Genomic DNA, 13,141 nt, shown 5'->3' with positions numbered 1-13,141 from the left:
CATGCGTTCCGTACTCGTTTACACCCTTGCCCGGCTGGCGCTGTTCGGCGCGACCGCCGGAGTGCTGTTCCTGGCCGGAGCGCGTGGGTTCCTGCTCCTCGCGCTGGCCATCCTGATCAGCGGCGTCATCAGCTTCGTCCTGCTGTCACGTCAGCGCGACGCCGTCTCGTCCTCCGTCACCCAGCGCGCCGCCCGGATGCGGGAGAACCTCGCCGCCGGCGCCGCCCGCGAGGACGAGGACGACGAGGACGCCACGAAGAAGGACGTCCCGGCGCCTTCGTCGACGACCCGTCAGGACGACCGGGAGCCCAGCGCCTGACTCACCCGGTCAGCGGACGGCGTGATGCAGGGCCACCGCGCCGAACGTCAGGTTGCGCCAGCGGACCGAGGTCCAGCCGGCCTCCTGGATGAGCCGGGCGAACCCCGCCTGGTCGTGCCAGGCCGCCGTCGACTCCGCGAGGTAGTGGTAGGAGTCGGGGTTCGAGCTGACCTTCGCCATCAGCGGCAGGCCGACCTTCAGGTGCAGGCCGTGCAGGGTCCGCAGCACCGGGTTCGGCGGTCGGCTGACCTCGCAGACGAGCAGCCGCCCGCCCGGCCTCGTCACCCGGCGCATCTCGGCCAGCGCCCGGACCGTGTCGCTCACGTTGCGGATGCCGAAGGAGATCGTCACCGCGTCGAAGGACTCGTCGGCGAACGGGAGCCGCAGCGCGTCCCCGGCGACGAACCGCACGCCCGCGTACCCGTTGCGGCGCACGCCCTCCCGCAGCATGCCGAAAGAGAAGTCGCAGGCGGTGGTGTGCGCCCCAGCCTCGGCGAACGGCACCGACGAGGTGCCCGTGCCGGCGGCGAGGTCGAGGACCCGTTCGCCGGCGCGCACGTCGAGGGCCTTGACGACCTCACGCCGCCACAGCCGGTCGAGGCCGCCCGTCATCAGGTCGTTGAGGAGGTCGTAGCGCGCGGCGGTGCGGTCGAACATCGCCGCCACCTCCGCGGGTCGCTTGTCCAGGGATGCCCGCGTCATGAGACGTAAGCGTACGCAAGCGGCCGGTTAACGCGGGACGCGGGCAGGCGCGTACGATCGGGCAGCGCGCATGGTTCCCGAGCATCGAGAGGCACGGTCTACACTCACGGTGTAGGGAGCTTGTGAAGCGCTTCACAAAAGAACAAGAGAGCCACCCCGGGTCGCACCCGGCTCCACGCAGCCCCGTACGATCCGTCGCGGCAGCCCCCGACTCAGGGGCGCACAACCGAAACCGTGCACCCGAAGGAATCCCGTGACCGAGCCAGTGTCCACAACGCAGAAGGACCCCGAGACCGAAGCCGACGTCATCGTCGTCGGCGCGGGCCCGGCGGGCTCGACCACTGCCTACCACCTGGCGCAGGCGGGTCTCAACGTTCTGCTGCTGGAGAAGACGACCTTCCCACGCGAGAAGGTGTGCGGTGACGGCCTGACCCCCCGCGCGGTCAAGCAGCTGGTGAAGATGGGCGTCGACATCGACGCGCCCGGCTGGATCCGCAACAAGGGGCTGCGGATCATCGGCGGCGGCGTCCGGCTCGAACTGCCCTGGCCCGACCTGGCGAGCTACCCCGACTACGGCCTGGTCCGCACGCGGATGGACTTCGACCAGATCCTCGCCGAGCGCGCCGTCGCCGCCGGCGTCAAGCTCCACATGAACACCAACGTCACCGGCCCGGTCCTCGACGACCGCACCGGCCGGATCACCGGCGTCGTCGCGAAGACCGCCGACGGCGAGGTGACCTACACGGCGCCGCTCGTCGTCGCGGCGGACGGCAACTCCACGCGGCTCTCGCTCGCGATGGGCCTGCGCAAGCGCGACGACCGGCCGATCGGCGTGGCGGTCCGGCGCTACTACACGAGCCCGCGCCACGACGACGACTTCCTCGAGTCCTGGCTGGAGCTGTGGGACGGCGACCGGCTGCTGCCCGGATACGGCTGGATCTTCGGCGTCGGCGACGGCACCTCCAACGTCGGCCTCGGCCTGCTCAACACCAGCGAGGCGTTCAAGAACGTCGACTACCGCGCGCTCCTGCGCAGCTGGCTCGCCGGGATGCCGGAGGAGTGGGGCTACCAGGAGGACAACGCCACCGGCCCGGTGCGCGGCGCGGCCCTGCCGATGGGCTTCAACCGGACCCCGCACTACACCCGCGGCCTCCTGCTCGTCGGCGACGCCGGCGGCATGATCAACCCGTTCAACGGCGAGGGCATCGCGTACGCGATGGAGTCCGGCGAGATGGCCGCCGAGATCATCGCCCAGGCCCTGGCCCGGCCGACCCCGGCGCAGCGCGAGCGTGCCCTGCACGACTACCCGCGCGTGCTCAAGGAGGCCTACGGCGGCTACTACACGATCGGCCGGATCTTCGTGAAGGCGATCGGCGATCCGCGGATCATGAAGTTCGCGACGCGCCACGGCCTGCCGCACCCGACGCTGATGAGGTTCACGCTCAAGCTGCTCGCCAACCTGACCGATCCGCGGGGCGGCGACGCGATGGACCGCGTCATCAACGCGATGTCGAAAATGGCTCCGGCGGCGTGAGACGAGAGAAGAAATGATGATCGCCCTGCCTAGGATTGGGAATCCCGCCTCTGGATCGCGGCCGTGCCGCGCCGGTGGCGCGCTCGAAGGCAACACCAAGAGGGGGGTGTAGGGATTTGAACCTCTACGTTCCTATTGTCGTACTCGGCGCGCTCGCGCTGCTGTTCGCCGTGGGTTCGGTCATCATGGGGTCCTTCACAGGTCCCAAGCGCTGGAACCGCGCACGTCTCGAAGCGTACGAATGCGGCATCGAACCGACGCCGCAGCCGGTCGGCGGTGGCCGCTTCCCGGTGAAGTACTACCTGACCGCGATGCTGTTCATCGTCTTCGACATCGAGATCATCTTCCTCTACCCCTGGGCGGTCGCCTTCGACCACATGGGGCTGTTCGGTCTCGTCGAAATGGTGCTCTTCATCGTCACCGTCCTCATCGCGTACGCCTACGTGTGGCGTCGCGGTGGTCTGGAGTGGGACTGACAATGGGTCTTGAAGAGAAACTCCCCGCAGGCGTCCTGCTGACCACGGTCGAGCAGGTCATCGGCCTGGCGCGCAAGAGCTCGGTCTGGCCGGCGACGTTCGGTCTGGCCTGCTGCGCCATCGAGATGATGGCGACCGGCGACCCGCGCCACGACTTCTCCCGGTGGGGCATGGAGCGCGCCTCGGGCTCGCCGCGGCAGGCCGACCTGATGATCGTCGCCGGCCGGGTGAGCCAGAAGATGGCCCCCGTCCTCCGGCAGATCTACGACCAGATGGCCTCGCCCAAGTGGGTCATCGCGATGGGCGTGTGCGCCTCCTCCGGCGGCATGTTCAACAACTACGCGATCGTCCAGGGCGTCGACCACATCGTCCCGGTCGACGTCTACCTGCCCGGCTGCCCGCCGCGGCCGGAGATGCTGCTCGACGCGATCCTCAAGCTGCACGACAAGATCCAGAACACCAAGCTGGGCGTGCACCGCAAGCGGGAGATCGAGGAGCTGGAGAAGGCCCGGCTCCGCCAGCTCCCGCTCCTGGACCAGCCCGAGGTGGTCTCGTGACGTCACAACACCCTGAGCAGCAGGCCGAGCAGGCCGCCGACCAGCTGCCGGCGCACGCCGAAGAGGAGCGCCGCGAGCAGCCGATCGCCCGGATGGGCATGTTCGGCGCCAAGACGACCGGCGACACCTCCGGCTACGGCCGGCTCGTCGTCCGGCAGTCGCCCAAGGTCTCCAGCCCCCGCCCGTACGGCGGTCCGCGCACGACCGGCGCCGAGGGCGAGTTCGACGAGATCGCGGACGCGCTGGAGCGCGCCTACCCCGAGTTCGGCGAGGCGATCGAGCGCGTCGTCGTGGACCGCGGCGAGCTGACCCTCGTCGTCCGCCGCGAGCACCTGGCGCAGGTCGCCCAGGTGCTGCGCGACGACCCGGCGCTGCGCTTCGAGCTGTGCACCGGCGTGTCCGGCGTGCACTACCCGGCGGAGACCGGTTCGGAGCTGCACGCGGTGTACCCGCTGCTGTCGATGACCCACAACCGGCGCGTCCGGCTCGAGGTCACCGCCCCCGACGCGGACCCGCACGTCCCGTCGCTGGTCAAGGTCTACCCGACCAACGACTGGCACGAGCGCGAGACGTACGACCTGTTCGGAATCGTCTTCGACGGCCACCCGGCGCTCACCCGGATCATGATGCCGGACGACTGGCAGGGCCACCCGCAGCGCAAGGACTACCCGCTCGGCGGCATCCCCGTCGAATACCGCGGGGCGAAGGTGCCCCCGCCCGACGAGAGGAGGTCCTACGTATGACCGCCACGGATTACGACGCCTACGGCACGGGCGAGGCCGCCGAGGGCACCGTCTACAACGTCAACGGCCAGGACTGGAACGAGGTCGTGGACGCCGCGGCGTCCGGCGACGAGGACCGCATGGTCGTCAACATGGGTCCGCAGCACCCGTCGACCCACGGCGTGCTCCGGCTCATCCTGACGCTCGACGGCGAGACGGTCGACGAGGCCCGGCTGGGCATCGGCTACCTCCACACCGGCATCGAGAAGAACATGGAGTACCGGACGTGGACCCAGGGGACCACGTTCTGCACCCGCATGGACTATCTCTCGCCGCTGTTCAACGAGGCGGCGTACTGCCTCGCGGTGGAGAAGCTGCTCGGCATCACCGACGACGTCCCCGAGCGGGCGCAGGTCATCCGCGTGATGATGATGGAGGTCAACCGGATCTCCTCGCACCTGGTCGCGATCGCGACGTTCGGCCTCGAGCTCGGCGCGACCACCGTCATGCTCAACGGGTTCATCGAGCGTGAGTACGCCCTCGACATCTTCGAGATGGTCGCGGGCCTGCGCATGAACATGGCCTACATCCGGCCGGGCGGCGTCGCCCAGGACCTGCCGCCGGGTGCCATCGACAAGATCGGTGACTTCGTCAAGCGGGAGAAGGGCCGGCTCAAGCAGCTGCGCAAGCTCCTCGACGCGAACCCGGTGTTCGTCGCGCGGACCAAGGACATCGCCTACCTCGACCTGACCGGCTGCATGGCGCTCGGCGTCACCGGCCCGGTCCTGCGCGCCGCGGGCCTGCCGTGGGACCTGCGCAAGACCCAGCCGTACTGCGGCTACGAGACGTACGAGTTCGACGTGCCGACCGTGGACACGTGCGACGTGTACGGCCGCTACCTCGTGCGCATGGCGGAGATGGAAGAGTCCCTGAAGATCATCGAGCAGTGCCTCGACCGGCTGAGCTCCGGCTCGGCCAAGTCGGGCCCGGTGATGGTCCAGGACAAGAAGATCGGCTGGCCGGCGCAGCTCGCGCTGGGGCCGGACGGCATGGGCAACTCGCCGAACCACATCGCGCACATCATGGGCCAGTCCATGGAGGCCCTCATCCACCACTTCAAGCTGGTGACCGAGGGATTCCGCGTTCCGGCCGGCCAGGTGTACGCCGCGGTGGAGTCGCCGCGCGGCGAGCTCGGCTGTCACGCGGTCAGCGACGGCGGCACCCGCCCGTACCGCGTGCACTTCCGCGACCCGTCGTTCACCAACCTGCAGGCGGCCCCGGCGATGTCCGAGGGCGGCCAGGTCGCCGACGTCATCGCCGCGGTGGCCAGCATCGACCCGGTGATGGGGGGAGTCGACCGATGAGCGCTGAGGAACAGCGCGACGAGCAGCGCACCGAGCGCGCGGCGGGGATCGTGGCGCACGAGGACGGTGCGGCCCTCGACCCCGAGGTCCGCGCGCGACTCGAGCGCGACGCCAAGGAGATCATCGCGCGCTATCCGAAGCCGCGGTCGGCGCTGCTGCCGATGCTGCACCTCGTGCAGTCCGAGGTCGGGTACGTCAGCGAGGACGGCATCCAGTTCTGCGCCGACATGCTGGGCATCACGCCCGCGCAGGTCACCGGCGTCGCGACCTTCTACACGCAGTACAAGCGCGAGCCGGTCGGCGAGTACCACGTCGGCGTCTGCATCAACACGCTGTGCGCGATCATGGGCGGCGACCAGATCTGGGAGGAGCTGTCCGAGCACGTCGGCGTCGGTCACGACGAGGCGACCCCGGACGGCAAGATCAGCCTCGAGCGCCTCGAGTGCAACGCGGCCTGCGACTTCGCTCCCGTGATGATGGTCAACTGGGAGTTCTTCGACGACATGACGCCGGAGAAGGCCAAGCAGCTCGTCGACGACCTGCGCGCCGGCAAGCCGGTCGCGCCGACCCGCGGCCCAGGCTCGGTGTGCAGCTGGAAGCAGGCGTCGCGGGTGCTCGCGGGCTTCAACGACGGCCGCGCCGGCGAGGGCGTGCAGGCCGGGCCGGAGTCGCTGGTCGGTCTCGAACTGGCCAAGCGCGAGGGCTGGACCGCTCCTGAGCCCGAGGAGACCACCAAATGACGACGACTCTGACCCCGATCCTCACCAAGACGTGGGACCAGGCGGACTCGTTCACCCTCCGCGGGTACGAGAACGCCGGCGGGTACCAGGCGTTCCGCACGGCGCTGGGCATGAACCCGGACGACATCATCCAGGCGGTGAAGGACTCCGGCCTTCGCGGTCGTGGCGGCGCGGGCTTCCCGACCGGCCTGAAGTGGGGCTTCATCCCGCAGGGCGACGGCAAGCCGCACTACCTCGTCGTCAACGCGGACGAGTCCGAGCCGGGCACGTGCAAGGACATCCCGCTGATGATGGCCAACCCGCACGTGCTGGTCGAGGGCATCATCATCAGCGCGTTCGCGATCCGCGCGAACCACGCGTTCATCTACGTGCGCGGTGAGGTCCTGCACGTCATCCGCCGCCTCCAGCAGGCGGTCGCCGATGCGTACGAGGCGGGCTACCTCGGCACGAACATCCTCGGCTCCGGCTTCGACCTGGAGCTCGTCGTCCACTCCGGCGCCGGCGCGTACATCTGCGGCGAGGAGACGGCGCTGCTCGACTCGCTCGAGGGCTACCGCGGTCAACCCCGGCTCAAGCCTCCCTTCCCGGCGGTGGCCGGCCTCTACGGCGGCCCGACTGTGATCAACAACGTCGAGTCGATCGCCAGTGTTCCCGGCATCATCGCGAACGGCGCCGACTGGTTCGCCTCGATGGGCACCGAGAAGTCCAAGGGCTTCGGCATCTTCAGCCTCTCCGGGCACGTCACCCGGCCGGGCCAGTACGAGGCGCCGCTGGGCATCACGCTCCGCGAGCTGCTCGACATGGCCGGCGGCATCCGGAACGGCCACCGGCTGAAGTTCTGGACGCCGGGCGGCTCCTCGACGCCGCTGTTCACCGACGAGCACCTCGACGTGCCGCTGGACTTCGAGTCCGTCGGCGCGGCCGGCTCCATGCTCGGCACCCGCGCTCTGCAGCTCTTCGACGACACGACCTGCGTCGTACGGGCGGTGCTGCGCTGGAGCGAGTTCTACGCGCACGAGTCGTGCGGCAAGTGCACGCCGTGCCGCGAGGGCACCTACTGGTACAAGCAGATGCTCAAGCGCCTGGAGAAGGGCGAGGGCAGCGAGAAGGACCTCGACACCCTCCTGGACCTGTCGGACAACATCCTCGGCCGGTCGTTCTGCGCCCTCGGCGACGGCGCGACCAGCCCGGTGACCTCGTCCATCCAGTACTTCCGGGACGAGTACATCCAGCACTTCGAACAGGGCGGCTGTCCCTTCGACCGGGCCGCCTCGACCGCGTGGGCAGGTGGAAAGTGACCGTCACCAGCGACAGCACCGGGGTCGAGAAGCGCGAGGACCTGGTCACCGTCACGATCGACGGGTTCGAGATCAGCGTTCCGAAGGGCACGCTGATCATCCGGGCCGCCGAGCTGCTCGGCATCCAGATCCCGCGGTTCTGCGACCACCCGCTGCTCGACCCGATCGGGGCCTGCCGGCAGTGCCTGGTGGAGATCCCGGACGCCGGCAACGGGCGGCCGATGCCCAAGCCGCAGGCGTCCTGCACCACCACGGTCATGCCGAACATGGTGATCAAGACGCAGCTCACCTCGCCGGTGGCCGACAAGGCCCAGCACGGCGTGATGGAGCTGCTGCTGATCAACCACCCGCTGGACTGCCCGATCTGCGACAAGGGCGGCGAGTGCCCCCTGCAGAACCAGGCGATGTCCAACGGCCGCGGCGAGTCCCGGTTCGTCGAGACGAAGCGGACGTTCCCGAAGCCGGTCGCGCTGTCCACCGAGGTCCTGCTGGACCGCGAGCGGTGCATCCAGTGCGCCCGCTGCACCCGGTTCTCCGACCAGATCGCCGGCGACGCGTTCATCGACCTGTTCGAGCGCGGTGCCAAGGAGCAGGTCGGCGCGGCCACGGACGAGCCGTTCCAGTCCTACTTCTCCGGCAACACGGTGCAGATCTGCCCGGTCGGCGCGCTGACCGGCGCGGCGTACCGCTTCCGCTCCCGGCCGTTCGACCTGGTGTCGACGCCGAGCGTCTGCGAGCACTGCGCCTCCGGCTGCGCCCAGCGCACCGACCACCGGCGCGGCAAGGTGACGCGGCGGCTGGCCGGTGACGACCCGCAGGTCAACGAGGAGTGGAACTGCGACAAGGGCCGGTGGGCGTTCACGTACGCCACCCAGCCCGACCGCCTGACCCACCCGCTGATCCGCAACGAGGACGGCGTGCTGGAGCCGGCGTCCTGGCCGGAGGCGCTGAGCGTCGCGGCCGAGGGCCTGGCCCGCGCCCGCGGCAAGGCGGGCGTGCTGACCGGCGGTCGCGTCACCCTCGAGGACGCCTACGCGTACAGCAAGTTCGCCCGGATCGCGCTCGGCACCAACGACATCGACTTCCGTGCCCGCGCGCACTCGGCCGAGGAGGCCGAGTTCCTCGCCGCGACGGTCGCGGGACGCCCGATCACGGTGTCCTACACCGACCTGGAGAACGCCCCGGCGGTGCTGCTGGCCGGCTTCGAGCCGGAGGAGGAGTCGCCGATCGTCTTCCTGCGGCTCCGCAAGGCGGTCCGCAAGAAGGGCCTGAAGGTCTACTCCGTCGCGCCGTACGCCACGCGCGGCCTGCGCAAGCTGTCCGGCACGCTCCTGGCCACCGTGCCGGGGACCGAGGCGGAGGTGCTCGGCGACCTGATCACCGGCACCGGCCTGGACGACGCGGGCAAGGCCGCCGCCGAGCTGCTCAAGACCGAGGGCGCGATCGTCCTCATCGGCGAGCGGCTCGCCGCGGTGCCCGGCGCCCTCTCGGTCGCCGGCCGCCTGGCCACCGCCACCGGCGCCCGCCTCGCGTGGATCCCGCGCCGGGCCGGCGAGCGCGGCGCGATCGAGGCCGGCGCGCTGCCGACCCTGCTGCCGATCGGCCGCCCGGTCACCGACGCCGCCGCCCGCGGCGAGGTCGCGCGGGCCTGGACGGTGGGCTCGCTGCCGGAGACGCCGGGCCGCGACACGGCGGGCATCCTCGCCGCCGCGCGGGACGGCGGGATCGACGCGCTGCTCATCGGCGGCGTCGACCCGTACGACCTGCCGGACCCGGCGGGGGCCCTGGAGGCGCTCGAGAACACCCCGTTCATCGTCAGCCTGGAGCAGCGGGTCAGCGCGGTCACCGACCGGGCCGACGTGGTGCTGCCGGTCGCGACGGTGACGCAGAAGGCCGGGACGTTCGTCAACTGGGAGGGCCGCGGCCGCCCGTTCGACGTCGTGCTCAAGACCCCCGGCGTGATGTCGGACCTGAAGGTGCTGGCCGCGATCGCCGACCAGCTCGACGTCCACCTGGGCCTGCCGGACTCGGCGGCGGCCCGCCGCGAGCTGGCCGCGCTCGGCGCGTTCCGCGGTGACCGGCCGAGCCTGCCCAGCGTGTCCGCGACCGTACCGGCCGACCCGCGCAAGGGCGAGGCGCTGCTGGCCACCTGGCGGATGCTGCTCGACGCGGGCCGGATGCAGGACGGCGAGCCGTACCTCGCGGGCACCGCGAAGACGCCGGTCGCGCGGCTCAGCGCGACGACGGCCGAAGAGATCGCGGCGGACGGGAAGGTCACCGTGGCCACGGCGCACGGCGAGATCACCCTGCCGCTGGAGATCGTCGACATGCCGGATCGCGTGGTCTGGCTCCCCGAGAACTCCCCGGGCTGCGCGGTCCACCGGGACCTGGGCGTTTCGGCCGGGGCGGTCGTGAAGATTCAGAACGGGAGCGTCGCATGAGCGAGACGCACGTCCTCGCCGAGGGCGCCACGCTGAACAGCTTCGGGCACGACCCTTGGTGGATCATCATCCTCAAGGCGCTCGTCGTCTTCGTGTTCCTGCTGCTGACGGTGCTCATCACCGTCTGGGCGGAGCGCCGGATCATCGGCCGGATGCAGCTGCGTCCGGGCCCGAACCGCGCCGGCCCCTTCGGCATCCTGCAGGCGCTGTTCGACGGCATCAAGGGCGCGCTGAAGGAGGACATCGTCCCGCGCGGCGTGGACAAGGTCGTGTTCTTCCTCGCGCCCATCCTCGCCGCCGCGCCCGCGATGGTGTCCTTCTCGGTCATCCCGTGGGGCGGGGTCGTCTCGATCGGCGGCCACAAGACGCCGCTGCAGCTCGCGGACCTGCCGGTCGCGGTGCTGCTGCCGCTGGCGATGGCCTCGATCGGCGTGTACGGGTTCGTGCTCGCGGGCTGGTCGTCAATGTCGCCGTACGCCCTGCTCGGCGGTCTGCGCTCCAGCGCCCAGGTGATCTCCTACGAGATCGCGATGGGCCTGTCGTTCGTGGCGGTGTTCCTGTTCGCCGGGACGCTGTCCACCTCCGAGATCGTCGCGGCGCAGGCGCACGGCACGGCGTTCAAGATCGCCGGGGTGACGTTCCACACGCCGTCCTGGTACGCGATCCTGCTGCTGCCGTCGTTCATCATCTACATCTTCACGATGATGGGTGAGTCCGGCCGTATCCCGTTCGACCTGCCCGAGGGCGAGGGCGAGCTGGTCGCCGGTTACCACACCGAGTACTCGTCGCTGAAGTTCATGATGTTCTACCTCGCCGAGTACGTGAACATGACGACGCTGTCGGCGCTGTGCACGACGCTGTTCCTCGGCGGGTACCGCGCGCCGTGGCCGATCACCTGGTTCTGGTCCGGAGCCAACTCCGGCTGGTGGCCGGTCCTGTGGTTCCTGATCAAGATCTGGATGTTCACCTTCTTCTTCATCTGGCTGCGCGCGGCCCTGCCGCGGGTCCGCTACGACCAGCTGATGAAGCTCGGCTGGAAGGTCCTCATCCCGGTCTCGCTCGGCTGGATCCTGTTCGTGTCGGTGGTGCGGGCCCTGCGCAACGAGCACCACGACGTCGGCCCGATCATGATCGTCGCCGCGATCGTCGTCGTCCTGCTGCTCATCGCGTCGTTCCTGTGGGAGCGGGTCTCGGCGAGCGAGGTGCAGCCGGAGGAGACGGAGGCCGCGGCCGAGCACGACCCGATGGCGGGCGGCTTCCCGGTGCCGCCGCTCGACGCGCCGCACTACCACGGCGTCGGCAACGGCCGTGCGCCCAACTCCGCGGAGGCCACCCGTGCTTGATTTCCTGAACCCGATCAAGGGGTTCGGCGTCGCGTTCCACCAGATGCTCAGCAAGACCGAGGTGGTGGAGTACCCCGAGGTCAAGAAGCCGACGGCACCGCGCTTCCACGGTCGGCACCAGCTGAACCGCTGGCCCGACGGCCTGGAGAAGTGCGTCGGCTGCGAGCTGTGCGCGTGGGCGTGTCCCGCCGACGCGATCTACGTCGAGGGCGCCGACAACACCGAGGAGGAGCGGTTCTCCCCGGGTGAGCGGTACGGCCGCGTCTACCAGATCAACTACCTGCGGTGCATCCTCTGCGGGCTGTGCATCGAGGCGTGCCCGACCCGGGCGCTCACGATGACCAATGAGTACGAACTCGCCGATGTCAGCCGTGAGAGCCTCATCTACACCAAGGAGATGCTCCTCGCGCCGCTGACCGAGGCCATGGAGGCCCCGCCGCACCAGATGCGTCTCGGCGAGACCGAGGAGGACTACTACCGCCTCGGCGCCAAGAGCGAGTCCAAGGACGGTGCCAAATGACCGGGGCAGTGGCCGCGGGCGCGCACCAGACCGGCGAGAGCGCGATCTTCTGGATCCTCGCGATCGTCTCGGTCGGGGCGGCCCTCGGCATGATCCTGACGCGGAAGGCCGTGCACTCGGCGCTGATGCTGGCGGCGGTGATGTTCTCGCTCGCGGTGCTGTACGCCGTGAACGAGGCGCCGTTCCTGGCGTTCGTGCAGGTGATCGTCTACACCGGCGCGGTGCTGATGCTGTTCCTGTTCGTCGTCATGATCATCGGGGTCAGCTCGACCGACTCCCTGGTCGAGACGATCAAGGGTCAGCGTGTCGCCGCCGCGATCGTGGGCATCGCCTTCGCGGTCCTGCTGTTCGTCGGCTTCGGCCACGCGACGCTGCCGAAGACGGCCGGCCTGAAGGACGCGAACGCCAATGGCGGCAACGTCATGGGCCTGGCGCGGCTGATCTTCACCAAGTACGTCTTCGCGTTCGAGGTGACCAGCGCCCTGCTGATCACCGCGGCGCTGGGCGCGATGGTCCTCGCCCACCGTGAGCGGCTGCGCCCGAAGCCGACGCAGAAGCAGCTGTCGAAGGAGCGGATCAAGAGCGACCGCGTCTCGCCGCTGCCGCCGCCCGGCACGTACGCCCGCCACAACGCCGTCGACATGCCGGCGCTGCTGCCCGACGGCAGCATCTCGGAGCTGTCGGTCAGCCCGGTCATCGCCCGGCGCCGTACCGGCGACCACGAGGACCTGCACGGCGCGTCGCCCGAGGTGGTCGCCCATGAGGGCGCCAAGACGGTCAAGGCCGTGATCGAGAAGCCGGTCGAGGTCGAGGAGGAGGAACAGTGACGGGCCACTATCTGGTTCTGTCCGCCATCCTGTTCACGATCGGCGGGATCGGCGTGCTCATCCGCCGCAACGCCATCGTGGTCTTCATGTGCGTCGAGCTCATGCTCAACGCCACCAACCTGGCGTTCGTGAGCTTCGCCCGCATGCACGGCAGCCTCGACGGGCAGATCATCGCGTTCTTCGTGATGGTCGTGGCCGCGGCCGAGGTCGTCGTCGGACTGGCGATCATCATGACGATCTTCCGGAGCAGGAAGTCCTCGTCGGTCGACGACGCGAACCTGCTGAAGTACTGAGGACA

Annotated in this window: 14 protein-coding genes; 13 read left to right on the top strand and 1 reads right to left on the bottom strand. The window is 69.8% G+C overall.

What is annotated here, in order from left to right:
• Window position 1: 1 nt before the first annotated feature.
• Window positions 2-319: a DUF4229 domain-containing protein gene (locus NDW01_RS06365; RefSeq protein ID WP_252817590.1), complete on the top strand. Its 318-nt coding sequence runs from the start codon at window positions 2-4 to the stop codon at window positions 317-319.
• A gap of 9 nt (window positions 320-328) precedes the next feature.
• Here the strand turns inward: NDW01_RS06365 and NDW01_RS06360 are convergent, their stop codons facing one another.
• Window positions 329-1,021 (bottom strand): demethylmenaquinone methyltransferase, encoded by a 693-nt coding sequence (locus NDW01_RS06360; protein ID WP_252817588.1) that lies wholly within the window; start codon window positions 1,019-1,021, stop codon window positions 329-331.
• Between the two features lie 253 nt (window positions 1,022-1,274).
• Between NDW01_RS06360 and NDW01_RS06355 the strand changes: the two genes are divergently transcribed.
• The 12 genes from NDW01_RS06355 to nuoK all read left to right on the top strand — a co-directional run bounded on the left by NDW01_RS06355 (window position 1,275) and on the right by nuoK (window position 13,136).
• Complete coding sequence (locus NDW01_RS06355; protein WP_252817586.1) at window positions 1,275-2,555, top strand: geranylgeranyl reductase family protein; 1,281 nt, start codon at window positions 1,275-1,277, stop codon at window positions 2,553-2,555.
• A 116-nt stretch (window positions 2,556-2,671) separates the two neighbouring features.
• On the top strand, window positions 2,672-3,031 hold the full coding sequence (locus tag NDW01_RS06350) for an NADH-quinone oxidoreductase subunit A (protein WP_252779618.1): 360 nt from the start codon (window positions 2,672-2,674) through the stop codon (window positions 3,029-3,031).
• A gap of 2 nt (window positions 3,032-3,033) precedes the next feature.
• Window positions 3,034-3,588 (top strand): NuoB/complex I 20 kDa subunit family protein, encoded by a 555-nt coding sequence (locus NDW01_RS06345; protein ID WP_252802605.1) that lies wholly within the window; start codon window positions 3,034-3,036, stop codon window positions 3,586-3,588.
• The gene (locus NDW01_RS06340; protein ID WP_308211653.1) at window positions 3,585-4,331 is read left to right on the top strand and encodes an NADH-quinone oxidoreductase subunit C; all 747 of its coding nucleotides are present in this window, start codon (window positions 3,585-3,587) and stop codon (window positions 4,329-4,331) included. Before NDW01_RS06345 ends, NDW01_RS06340 begins: the two co-directional genes overlap by 4 nt.
• Window positions 4,328-5,674, top strand: a complete 1,347-nt coding sequence (locus tag NDW01_RS06335) for an NADH-quinone oxidoreductase subunit D (RefSeq protein ID WP_252817583.1) — start codon at window positions 4,328-4,330, stop codon at window positions 5,672-5,674. Before NDW01_RS06340 ends, NDW01_RS06335 begins: the two co-directional genes overlap by 4 nt.
• Complete coding sequence (gene nuoE, locus NDW01_RS06330; RefSeq protein ID WP_252817581.1) at window positions 5,671-6,414, top strand: NADH-quinone oxidoreductase subunit NuoE; 744 nt, start codon at window positions 5,671-5,673, stop codon at window positions 6,412-6,414. The genes NDW01_RS06335 and nuoE overlap by 4 nt, the downstream gene beginning before the upstream one ends.
• Window positions 6,411-7,712, top strand: a complete 1,302-nt coding sequence (nuoF, locus tag NDW01_RS06325; RefSeq protein ID WP_252817579.1) for an NADH-quinone oxidoreductase subunit NuoF — start codon at window positions 6,411-6,413, stop codon at window positions 7,710-7,712. The genes nuoE and nuoF overlap by 4 nt, the downstream gene beginning before the upstream one ends.
• Window positions 7,709-10,153 (top strand): NADH-quinone oxidoreductase subunit G, encoded by a 2,445-nt coding sequence (locus NDW01_RS06320; RefSeq protein ID WP_252817576.1) that lies wholly within the window; start codon window positions 7,709-7,711, stop codon window positions 10,151-10,153. The genes nuoF and NDW01_RS06320 overlap by 4 nt, the downstream gene beginning before the upstream one ends.
• Window positions 10,150-11,496 (top strand): NADH-quinone oxidoreductase subunit NuoH, encoded by a 1,347-nt coding sequence (gene nuoH / locus NDW01_RS06315; protein ID WP_252817574.1) that lies wholly within the window; start codon window positions 10,150-10,152, stop codon window positions 11,494-11,496. The genes NDW01_RS06320 and nuoH overlap by 4 nt, the downstream gene beginning before the upstream one ends.
• Window positions 11,489-12,016 (top strand): NADH-quinone oxidoreductase subunit NuoI, encoded by a 528-nt coding sequence (nuoI, locus tag NDW01_RS06310; protein WP_252802592.1) that lies wholly within the window; start codon window positions 11,489-11,491, stop codon window positions 12,014-12,016. The genes nuoH and nuoI overlap by 8 nt, the downstream gene beginning before the upstream one ends.
• A complete protein-coding gene (locus tag NDW01_RS06305) occupies window positions 12,013-12,843 on the top strand; it encodes an NADH-quinone oxidoreductase subunit J (protein ID WP_252817572.1) in 831 nt (276 codons plus the stop codon). The genes nuoI and NDW01_RS06305 overlap by 4 nt, the downstream gene beginning before the upstream one ends.
• The gene (nuoK, locus tag NDW01_RS06300; protein ID WP_252779706.1) at window positions 12,840-13,136 is read left to right on the top strand and encodes an NADH-quinone oxidoreductase subunit NuoK; all 297 of its coding nucleotides are present in this window, start codon (window positions 12,840-12,842) and stop codon (window positions 13,134-13,136) included. Before NDW01_RS06305 ends, nuoK begins: the two co-directional genes overlap by 4 nt.
• Window positions 13,137-13,141: the final 5 nt, after the last annotated feature.

It is taken from the genome of Actinoallomurus soli (assembly GCF_024055715.1).
Classification (GTDB): domain Bacteria; phylum Actinomycetota; class Actinomycetes; order Streptosporangiales; family Streptosporangiaceae; genus Actinoallomurus; species Actinoallomurus soli.
The sequence above is the reverse complement of the archived record's forward strand: the minus strand, read 5'-3'. Positions and strand labels throughout refer to the sequence as shown.

Coding starts and splice junctions, on each gene's coding strand:
- NDW01_RS06365 (WP_252817590.1), top strand. CDS start 2: ATGCGTTCCGTACTCGTTTACACCCTTGCCCGGCTGGCGCTGTTCGGC.
- NDW01_RS06360 (WP_252817588.1), bottom strand. CDS start 1,021: ATGACGCGGGCATCCCTGGACAAGCGACCCGCGGAGGTGGCGGCGATG.
- NDW01_RS06345 (WP_252802605.1), top strand. CDS start 3,034: ATGGGTCTTGAAGAGAAACTCCCCGCAGGCGTCCTGCTGACCACGGTC.
- NDW01_RS06335 (WP_252817583.1), top strand. CDS start 4,328: ATGACCGCCACGGATTACGACGCCTACGGCACGGGCGAGGCCGCCGAG.
- nuoE (WP_252817581.1), top strand. CDS start 5,671: ATGAGCGCTGAGGAACAGCGCGACGAGCAGCGCACCGAGCGCGCGGCG.
- nuoF (WP_252817579.1), top strand. CDS start 6,411: ATGACGACGACTCTGACCCCGATCCTCACCAAGACGTGGGACCAGGCG.
- nuoH (WP_252817574.1), top strand. CDS start 10,150: ATGAGCGAGACGCACGTCCTCGCCGAGGGCGCCACGCTGAACAGCTTC.
- NDW01_RS06305 (WP_252817572.1), top strand. CDS start 12,013: ATGACCGGGGCAGTGGCCGCGGGCGCGCACCAGACCGGCGAGAGCGCG.